We start from the raw sequence: 8,581 nt of genomic DNA, 5'->3' as shown, positions 1-8,581 counted from the left end.
CGATGGGGCCAGCCGCGACTTCTTCCTGGCCATCCAGAACCAGGCCGTCAACTACCCCAGCCTGGTGGCGGGGCTGGCGGCGCCGGACACCGCGCAGGCCGGCGTCTGGCTCAACTGGCGCGACCGCCTGAGCGCGCTGAACACGACCGGTACCGTGCCGCCCAACACCGGCAAGGGGCCGTGATGCTGACGCGCCTGCCGCTGGCACTGCTGGGGATGGTCATGGCCTCTTGGGCCATGGTCCCGGCCGCGGCCATGGAGGCGCTCAGCGAGCGCGACCTGGCCGCCGTGCAGGGGCGCGACGGCTTCAATTTCAATCTGCAGAACTTCTCGCTGTCCGGACAGCTGAGCCTGACCTATGCTGCGCCCGATGGCTCGACCCTCAGGCTGGGGGACCTGGCGCTGTCGCGCTCGGACGATCCCGACCACCTGCTGGACGACCCCTATGCCCTGTGGATCCAGCGCCGGGGCAACGGCCTGGCCGATGGGAGTTGCTGGGTCAGCCCCACAACCTGATCCGCCACCCTGACATGCCCGAGGAAGCCTTCCGGGACATGTGGGACACGATCCAGCACGGCTTTCCCTGGTCGGGCCTGGTGAAGAACCGTCGCAAGGACGGCTCCTTCTACTGGGTGATGGCCAATGTGACCCCGCTGATCGACGCTGGCGGCAAGGTCAGCGGCTACATGTCGGTGCGCACCCAACCGGAGCGCTCCGCCGTCGAGGGGGCCGAAAAGCTCTATGCCCGCATGCGCGAGGAAGCCAAGACGGGTCGCCTCAGTCTGTGCCTGCAGCGCGGGGCAGGTGCTGGGCACCAGCGGCATGGCGCGACTGGCCCAACGGCTGCGCCCCGGACTGCGCGGCAAGACGGCCCTCACCACCAGTCTGGTGTGCATCCTGGGCTTCTTCCTGGGCGAGTACGAGGCTGACGGCCTGCCGCACATGGAGGTGAGCGAAGCGCTCATCGGCGTCGTCCAGGCCATTGCCCTGGGCCTGATCGCCTCCAGCTACCTGCGCGGACTGATCGCCACCCCCATCATGCGCCTGGTCGGCTTTGCCAACCAGATCGCCGGCGGCAACCTGACCCAGACCATCAGCAGCGACCGCACGGATGAAATCGGCCAGCTGACCAAGGCCCTGTCCCAGCTGAACGTGAACCTGATGTCCATCGTGCGCGACGCCCGCAACGGCGTGGTGCAGATGACCCGCGACACCGGCGTCATCGCCGAAGGCAACCAGGATCTGTCTGCCCGCACCGAGGCCCAGGCCAGCAGCCTGGAGGAAACCGCCTCGTCGATGGAAGAGATCACCAGCACCATCCGCCAGAGCACCGACATGGCCCAGCAGGCGGCACAGCGTGCGGACAACGCCCGCAGCGTGACCGACCACAGCGCCGAGGCGGTGCAGGCCCTCTCGGCCACGATGGCCCACATCAGCGAGGCTTCCACGAAGATCGCCGACATCATCCAGGTGGTCGACAGCATCGCCTTCCAGACCAATATCCTGGCGCTCAATGCGGCCGTGGAAGCCGCCCGGGCCGGCGAGCAGGGCCGCGGCTTTGCCGTGGTGGCCAGCGAAGTGCGGGCCCTGGCCCAGCGCACCTCCGTCGCCGCCCGCGAGGTGCGCGGCCTGATCCAGGCCTCCGCCGAGCAGGTGGCCACCGGCAGCCAGCAGACCGAGGCCGCGCGCTCGGCCATGGATTCGGCCCGGGGCACCATCGACGAGGTTCACAAGTTCATCCTGCAGCTCAGCCATGGGATGCAGGAGCAGATGCTGGGCGTCAACCAGGTCAACCAGGCCGTCTCCGAGATGGACGGCATGACCCAGAAGAACGCCGCGCTGGTGGAAGAGATTGCCGCCTCGGCCTCGACCCTGCGCGACAAGGCCAGCGAAGTGGCCTCCTCGGTGTCTGTCTTCCAGCTCAAAGGTGCCAAGGCCATGGGCACGACCATGCCCGACGCCGTTTCCCTGCGCAAGGCCATGAAGGCCCAGCAGGCCGCCGCCTCGACCCAGGCCCCGGAGGCGCCGCCCGCAGCCAAGCGCCGCCCCGTCAAGCCAGGCAAGGCAGCCCTGGCGCCCAAGGCTTCGGCCCCCAGTGCGCCGCCCGCCCGGGCCCCCGAACCCGCCCTGAGCGCTGGCACCGACGACGACTGGACCTCCTTCTGACCGGCGCTTGACGCAGGCGGGGCCCGCCCCCGCCGCCGCGTGCCATCATCCGCATGGACGGACCCGAGGTGCCCCCAGGTGGGGCATCTGTCCATTGGATGGATTCGACAATGCAAATCGACTTTCTCGGCGCGGCCGACTGCGTCACCGGCTCGCGCCATCTGGTCACCTGGGGTGGCCAGCGGGTGCTGCTGGACTGCGGCATGTTCCAGGGCTTCAAGGTGCTGCGCGAGCGCAACTGGCAACCACCCACGCCGGACATCCTGGCGGCCGATGCGGTGCTGCTGAGCCACGCCCACCTGGACCACAGCGGCTGGCTGCCGGTGCTGGTGCGCCATGGCTGGCGCGGGCCCATCTACACCTCCCCGGCCACGCGGGACCTGGCCGAGGTGCTGCTGCTGGACGCCGCCCACCTGCAGGAAGAGGACGCCCGGCGGGCCAACCGCTACGGCTACAGCCGCCACACCAAGGCCCTGCCCCTGTTCACCCAGGCCGACGCCAAACGCGCCATCGGCCAGATGGTGGCCGTGCCGGAGAACCGCACCCGCGCCGTCGGCAAGGGCCCGCTGCAGTTCACGCTGCGGCCCGCCGGCCACCTGCTGGGGGCCTGCTCCATCGTGCTGGAGTGCGAGGGCGAGCGCCTGCTCTTCTCCGGCGACCTGGGCCGGCAAAACGACCTGCTGATGAAGCCGCCCACCCCGCTGGACCATGCGGACGTGGTGCTGATGGAGTCGACTTACGGCAACCGCTTGCACCCGCGCGAGGACATCGCCGGCGTGCTGGCCGACATCATCCACGCCAGCATCCGCCGCGGCGGCTCGGTGCTGATGCCGGCCTTCGCCGTCGGCCGGGCCCAGGCCCTGCTGCTGGTGCTGCAGCGGCTGAAGGCCCAAGGAGAGATCCCTTCGCACCTGCCCATCTTCCTGGACAGCCCGATGGCGGTGGAGGCCACGGCGCTCTACCGCAAGTACCGGCGCCAGCTGCGCGTGCCCGAGCGCGAGATGCAGCAGCTGTGCGACGGCGTGCACCTGGTCACCACCCCCGCTCAGTCGCAGCGCCTGGTGCGCTCGCAGACGGGCGCCCACCTGCCGGCGGTCATCATCTCGGCCAGCGGCATGGCCACCGGCGGCCGGGTGCTGCACCACCTCAAGGCCATGGCCCCGGACGACCGGCACCACATCGTCTTCGCCGGCTTCCAGGTCGGCGGCAGCCGGGGCGCCAGCTTGGTGGGCGGTGCCCGCGAGGTGAAGATCCACGGTGAATGGGTGCCGGTGCGCGCACCGGTCACCCACCTGGAAGGCTTCTCCGGCCACGCCGACGCCAACGAGCTGATGAAGTGGCTGGGCCAGGCCAGCCCGCCACCCCGCCAGACCTTCATCGTGCATGGCGAGCCCGAAGCGGCCGACGCCCTGCGTCAGCGGGTCGCGCGGGAACTGCAATGGCCGGTGCGCGTGCCGCCGGTGGGCGGGCGCTTCACCCCCTGATGACTGGCGAGCTGCAGATTCCCGGCCTGGTGCAAGGCCTGGCCGCGGCGCTGGGGGCCGGCCTGCTGGTGGGGCTGGAACGCGAGCGCCGCAAGGGCGAGAGCCGCGAGCGCAATGCGGCGGGCATCCGCACCTTCACCGTCACCGCATTGCTGGGGGCCCTCGCGCAGACGCTCTCGCGCCAGCTGGGCGAACCCATGCTGGTGCTGCTGGGCGGCGCGCTGGTGGTGGCCCTGGCGGTGGTGTCCTACCTGCGCAGCCTGCAGCGCGACCCGGGCGTGACCACCGAGCTGGCCCTGTTCACCACCTATGTGATCGGCGTGCTGTGCGCGGTGGCACCGCTGCAGGGCGGCGGGCTGGCGGTGGTGCTGGCCATGGTGCTGGCCTCGCGCTCGCAGCTGCACCGCTTCTCCACCCGGGTGCTGACCGAAGCCGAGCTGCACGACGGCCTGATGCTGGCCGCCCTGGCCCTGGTGGCCCTGCCCCTGATTCCCCCCGGGCCGCTGCCGGCCCTGGGCGGGCTCAACCCACGCCAGATCACGCTGCTGGTGCTGCTGCTGCTGGTGATGCAGGCGGCCGGCCATGTGGCACTGCGGGCCTTCGGCGAGCGGGCTGGCATGGTGCTCACCGGGGTGTTCGGGGGCGTGGTCTCCAGCACCGCGACCATCGCCTCGATGGGCACCAAGGCCCGCCATGGTGAGTTGCCGCCCCAGGCGGCGCTGACGGCCGCCGTGGCCTCCACCGTGTCCACCTGGACGCAGGCCGAGCTGATCCTGCTGACCCAGTCGCCCCAGCTGGCGTTTCACCTGCTGCCGCCCGCGCTGATGGGCACGCTGGTGGCCGCCGCCGGCACCGGCCTGCTGATCCGCCACAACGGCGCTGGCCAGCCCGGCATGCACCCCGTCAAGGGCGCCCGCGTGCTGCAGATGAAGGAAGCCCTGCTGGTGGCGGGTGCCCTGACGCTGATCGCCGCCCTGGTGCGGGCCGCCTCCCACTGGCTGGGCCCGGAGGCGGTGGTGGCCAGCGCCTCGCTGTCCGCGGTGGTGGACGCCCACGCCAGCGCCGCGGCACTGGGCGGTCTGTACAGCAGCGGCGACATCGACATCGCCACCGCCAAGGTCGGCGTGGTGGCGGTCATCACCGCCAACTCGCTGTCACGGGCCGCCGTGGCGGCCTCGGCCGGTGGCGGGCGCTTCGCCCTGCCGGTGGCGGCCAACCTGGTGGTCTCGGCCGCCGCCAGCTGGGTCGGCTGGTGGTTCAGCCGGGGGTTCTGAGGGCCGCCCGGCAGCGCCTCAGCGGAACTCCCGCTGGCGCAGCCACTTGGTGGCCACCCACTTCTCGCCCGCCTGCACCGGCGCGCCACCATGCAGGGTGCGGGTGGCGGCGTCCGGGCGCGGGTAGCTGAAAAACACGGCATTGCCCTTGATCGGCGCCACCTCCAGCCCGACGTCCGGGAAGGTGGTGGCACCGCCGGCTTCGGGCGTGTTCAGGTACATGACCACGGTGGCCAGGCGCTGACCGCCACGGGCCAGGATGGACGTGGCGCCCGGCTGCGCCGGGTCGAAGTAGTCATGGTGCGGCAGGTACTGCGCGCCGGGTCGGTAGCGCAGCACCTGCAGGCCCTCGCCATGGCTGACTGGCCAGCCCACCAGGGCGGCGATGCGCGCCTCGATGCGCTCGCAGAGCTCGGTCTCGCCACGCTCAAAGAACATGCCCTCGCTGGTGCGGGCGCTGTTGACCTCGCTGCCGCCGGTGTCGCCCACCACCGTCTCGGAACGGGCCAGGCGGTTCGCCGCCAGCGCCGCCAGACCATCGCATTCCTCGTCAGACAGGAAGCCGCCCAGCGCCACCACGCGCGGCAGCGTCATCGACAGCAGCACGTCCACCGTGCGGTCGGGCAACACCAGGCGGTTGACCGCGCCCTCCAGCGCGATGCTCGGCAGGCCGTCCTGGCTCTGCGCGGCCGTGTCCAGCGTGGCCAGCACGCTGTGCAGGGCCGACAGCGCCACTGAGCGCTCCCAGCCACTGGCCTGCATGGACTGCAGCACGTCCTCGGTGCGGCAGCCGGCCTCCAGCTGCTCGTGGATCCAGGCCCGCAGCTCGGGGGTGATGGCCTGCGCGCTCATGCCGGCTCCTTGCGGCGGAACACCAGACGGTCCGGCCCCGAGGCGCCGGCATCAAAGGCATAGCCCTCGCTGTCGAAGCCCTGCAGGGCCTTCACCTGAGTGATGCGGTGGGTGATGGCAAAACGCGCCATCAGGCCCCGGGCCCGCTTGGCGTGGAAGCTGATGACCTTCCACTGCCCGCCCTTCCAGTCCTCGAACACGCACTCCACCACCCGGGCCTTCAAGGCCTTGCGGTCCACCGCCTTGAAGTACTCCTGCGAGGCGAGGTTGACCACCACCGGTGCCAGATCGGCGCCCAGCTGGGTGTGGAGGGTGCGGCTGAGCGTGTCGCCCCAGTAGCCGTAGAGGTTCTTCGCGCCCGGCGTGGCCAGCGCCGTGCCCATCTCCAGCCGGTAGGGTTGCAGCCGGTCCAGCGGCCGCAGCAGGCCGTACAGGCCCGAGAGGATGACCAGGTGCTGCTGGGCCCAGGCCAGATCGTCGGTGGACAGGCTGGCCGCGGCCAGGCCCTCGTACACATCGCCGTTGAAGGCCAGCACCGCGGGCTTGCTGTTGCGATCGGTGAAGCGGGTGGACCAGGCGCCGTAGCGGGCCACGTTGAGCTGGGCCAGCGGGTCGGACAGGTCCATCAGCGAGGCGATGTCCTGGGCGCTCTTGGTTTTCAGCACCTCGATCAGGGCGGCGGCTTCCTTGACGAAGCGGGGCCGGGTGGCCAGGGCGGCGACCTCGGTCGGCACCGGGGTCTCGTAATCCAGGGTCTTGGCAGGCGAGATCAGGAACAGCATGGCAGACGTTCGGGGTCTCTCGGTTCAGGTCGAACAGGTGTCGTCGTCGGCATCCTCGGCGGGCTGGCCGGCGCGGGGCCGGGCCGGTGCCGCGCCCAGGGCCTCGGCCCAGGTGCGGTGCGGGATGTGGCTGGTCAGCCGGTGCAGGGCGCACTGCAGCAGGTGAGCGTTGATCTCGTGGCCCACGCCCTCGGCGATGTCGATGGTGGCGTCGCCCTGCAGGCCCGCCAGGCGCTCGATCGCGTCGCGTGCATGCTGGGCCGGGATCACCGGATCGGCCCCGCCATGCAGAAAGTGCAGCGTGGTCAGGGCCGGGGCCACCTCGGGCAGAGCGGCATAGCGGCCCGAGAAGGACAGCACCCGGCCGGCCAGGCCGTCGTGCACCTGCGCCAGCTCCAGCGCCATGATGGCGCCCTGGGAGAAGCCGAAGAGCGCGGTGGCGGCCGGCCCCACGCCCAGCCGCTCCTGGGTCTGGCGCAGCCAGTCAGCCAGGGCCGGCAGGGCCGCGGCCACGCGCTCGGGACGGTTGTCCTCGGTCACACCGGCGATGGAGAACCATTGCCGGGCGCGACCGGAGGGGTCGATGTCCAGCGGCTCGAAGCCGTCCGGCGCCACGATGGCCGCCTGCGGAAAGGCGCGCTGCAGCTGGGCCGCCAGCGGGGCCATGCCCTGGGCGCTGCTGCCCACGCCGTGCAGCAGCACCATCAGCTGGGCGGGGTCGCCCTGGGCGGGCAGCCATTGCAGAGGGGTGTTCATGCTGTCATTGTCCACGGGCTCGGACGTCCGGGTCGGACCGGGGGCCTTGGCCGGCCCTCGGCGAAGCGGGTGCAGGAAACCTAAAATGCCGGTTTCGACGCGAAACGCCCCGACATGACCCGCAAGCTCTTCGTCACCACCGCCCTGCCCTACGCCAATGCGCCCTTCCACATCGGGCACATGATGGAGTACATCCAGGCCGACATCTGGGTGCGGTTCCAGCGCATGCAAGGGTCCGAGGTGCACTTCGTGGGGGCCGACGACGCCCACGGCGCGCCGATCATGATCGCCGCCGAGAAGGCCGGCATCACGCCGCAGCAGTTCGTGGCCCAGGTGGCCGCCGGCCGGCCCCAGTACCTCAACGGCTTCCACATCGCCTTCGACAACTGGCACTCCACCGACGGCCCGGAGAACCACGCGCTAGCCCAGGACATCTACCGCGCCCTGCGGGCCAACGAACTGATCGACGTGAAGACGATCGAGCAGTTCTTCGACCCGGACAAGGGCATGTTCCTGCCCGACCGCTTCATCAAGGGCGAGTGCCCCAAGTGCGGCGCGGCCGACCAGTACGGCGATTCCTGCGAGGTCTGCGGCGCCGTCTACGCCCCCACCGAGCTGAAGAAGCCCTATTCGGCCCTGTCGGGCGCCACCCCGGTGCTCAAGTCCTCGGACCACTACTTCTTCCGCCTCTCCGACCCGCGCTGCGTCGAGTTCCTCGAGCAGTGGACCCACACCCCCGGCCGCCTGCAGCCCGAGGTGCTCAACAAGATCAAGGAGTGGTTCGCCAAGGACGAGGAAGGCCAGGGCGGCCTGGGCGACTGGGACATCAGCCGCGACGCGCCCTACTTCGGCATCGAGATCCCCGACGCGCCGGGCAAGTACTTCTACGTCTGGCTGGACGCGCCGATCGGCTACCTGGCGTCCCTCAAGAACTACTTCGGCAAGAAGGGCCTGGACTACGACGCCTTCTTCGCCGATCCGGCGGTGGAGCAGATCCACTTCATCGGCAAGGACATCACCTACTTCCACACCCTGTTCTGGCCGGCCATGCTGCACTTCAGTGGCCGCAAGACGCCCGACAAGGTCAACGTGCACGGCTTCATCACCGTCAACGGCGGCCAGAAGATGAGCAAGAGCCGGGGCACCGGCATCAGCCCGCTGAAGTACCTGGAGCTGGGCATGCACCCCGAGTGGCTGCGCTACTACATCGCCGCCAAGCTCAACAGCCGGGTCGAGGACCTCTTTATGGACCCCGAGGATTTCATGG

9 protein-coding genes and 1 pseudogene are annotated in these 8,581 nt (G+C 70.5%); 7 read left to right on the top strand and 3 right to left on the bottom strand.

Going from position 1 to position 8,581, the window contains the following annotated elements:
• From I73_RS33145 to I73_RS09560, 6 genes and pseudogenes are all read left to right on the top strand, one after another.
• A pseudogene (locus I73_RS33145) lies at window positions 1-184 on the top strand (hypothetical protein); the annotation flags it as partial.
• Window positions 184-516 (top strand): hypothetical protein, encoded by a 333-nt coding sequence (locus I73_RS32560; RefSeq protein ID WP_022980405.1) that lies wholly within the window; start codon window positions 184-186, stop codon window positions 514-516. The pseudogene I73_RS33145 and the gene I73_RS32560, both read left to right, overlap by 1 nt.
• Before the next feature lie 14 nt (window positions 517-530).
• Window positions 531-929 (top strand): PAS domain-containing protein, encoded by a 399-nt coding sequence (locus I73_RS34580; protein ID WP_148289760.1) that lies wholly within the window; start codon window positions 531-533, stop codon window positions 927-929.
• Window positions 823-2,166: a methyl-accepting chemotaxis protein gene (locus I73_RS27125; protein ID WP_148289759.1), complete on the top strand. Its 1,344-nt coding sequence runs from the start codon at window positions 823-825 to the stop codon at window positions 2,164-2,166. The genes I73_RS34580 and I73_RS27125 overlap by 107 nt, the downstream gene beginning before the upstream one ends.
• Window positions 2,167-2,276: 110 nt before the next feature.
• Window positions 2,277-3,650, top strand: a complete 1,374-nt coding sequence (locus tag I73_RS09565; RefSeq protein WP_022980404.1) for an MBL fold metallo-hydrolase RNA specificity domain-containing protein — start codon at window positions 2,277-2,279, stop codon at window positions 3,648-3,650.
• Entirely contained in the window at window positions 3,650-4,924 is a 1,275-nt protein-coding gene (locus tag I73_RS09560) for a DUF4010 domain-containing protein (protein WP_026096522.1), read from the top strand. Before I73_RS09565 ends, I73_RS09560 begins: the two co-directional genes overlap by 1 nt.
• An 18-nt stretch (window positions 4,925-4,942) precedes the next feature.
• Here the strand turns inward: I73_RS09560 and I73_RS09555 are convergent, their stop codons facing one another.
• From I73_RS09555 to ypfH, 3 genes are read right to left on the bottom strand one after another with little or no spacing between them, the layout of a single operon-like run.
• Window positions 4,943-5,776, bottom strand: coding sequence for a 2OG-Fe(II) oxygenase (locus I73_RS09555; protein ID WP_022980402.1), 834 nt, complete (start codon window positions 5,774-5,776; stop codon window positions 4,943-4,945).
• Window positions 5,773-6,558: a peroxide stress protein YaaA gene (yaaA, locus tag I73_RS09550; RefSeq protein WP_022980401.1), complete on the bottom strand. Its 786-nt coding sequence runs from the start codon at window positions 6,556-6,558 to the stop codon at window positions 5,773-5,775. The genes I73_RS09555 and yaaA overlap by 4 nt, the downstream gene beginning before the upstream one ends.
• Window positions 6,559-6,582: 24 nt before the next feature.
• Complete coding sequence (gene ypfH, locus I73_RS09545) at window positions 6,583-7,314, bottom strand: esterase (protein ID WP_022980400.1); 732 nt, start codon at window positions 7,312-7,314, stop codon at window positions 6,583-6,585.
• A gap of 114 nt (window positions 7,315-7,428) precedes the next feature.
• On the opposite strand from ypfH, the gene metG reads away from it, so the two are divergent.
• Window positions 7,429-8,581 (top strand): methionine--tRNA ligase (gene metG, locus I73_RS09540; RefSeq protein ID WP_022980399.1); only part of this gene is annotated, 1,153 nt, incomplete at its 3' end.

The sequence above is a fragment of the Ideonella sp. B508-1 genome, from assembly GCF_000333615.1.
Classification (GTDB): Bacteria; Pseudomonadota; Gammaproteobacteria; order Burkholderiales; family Burkholderiaceae_C; genus Ideonella.
The sequence above is the reverse complement of the archived record's forward strand: the minus strand, read 5'-3'. Positions and strand labels throughout refer to the sequence as shown.

Bases quoted from the DNA above. Each gene is read 5' to 3' on its own strand.
- I73_RS32560 (WP_022980405.1), top strand. From the start codon at position 184: ATGCTGACGCGCCTGCCGCTGGCACTGCTGGGGATGGTCATGGCCTCT.
- I73_RS34580 (WP_148289760.1), top strand. From the start codon at position 531: ATGCCCGAGGAAGCCTTCCGGGACATGTGGGACACGATCCAGCACGGC.
- I73_RS27125 (WP_148289759.1), top strand. From the start codon at position 823: ATGGCGCGACTGGCCCAACGGCTGCGCCCCGGACTGCGCGGCAAGACG.
- I73_RS09565 (WP_022980404.1), top strand. From the start codon at position 2,277: ATGCAAATCGACTTTCTCGGCGCGGCCGACTGCGTCACCGGCTCGCGC.
- I73_RS09560 (WP_026096522.1), top strand. From the start codon at position 3,650: ATGACTGGCGAGCTGCAGATTCCCGGCCTGGTGCAAGGCCTGGCCGCG.
- I73_RS09555 (WP_022980402.1), bottom strand. From the start codon at position 5,776: ATGAGCGCGCAGGCCATCACCCCCGAGCTGCGGGCCTGGATCCACGAG.
- yaaA (WP_022980401.1), bottom strand. From the start codon at position 6,558: ATGCTGTTCCTGATCTCGCCTGCCAAGACCCTGGATTACGAGACCCCG.
- ypfH (WP_022980400.1), bottom strand. From the start codon at position 7,314: ATGAACACCCCTCTGCAATGGCTGCCCGCCCAGGGCGACCCCGCCCAG.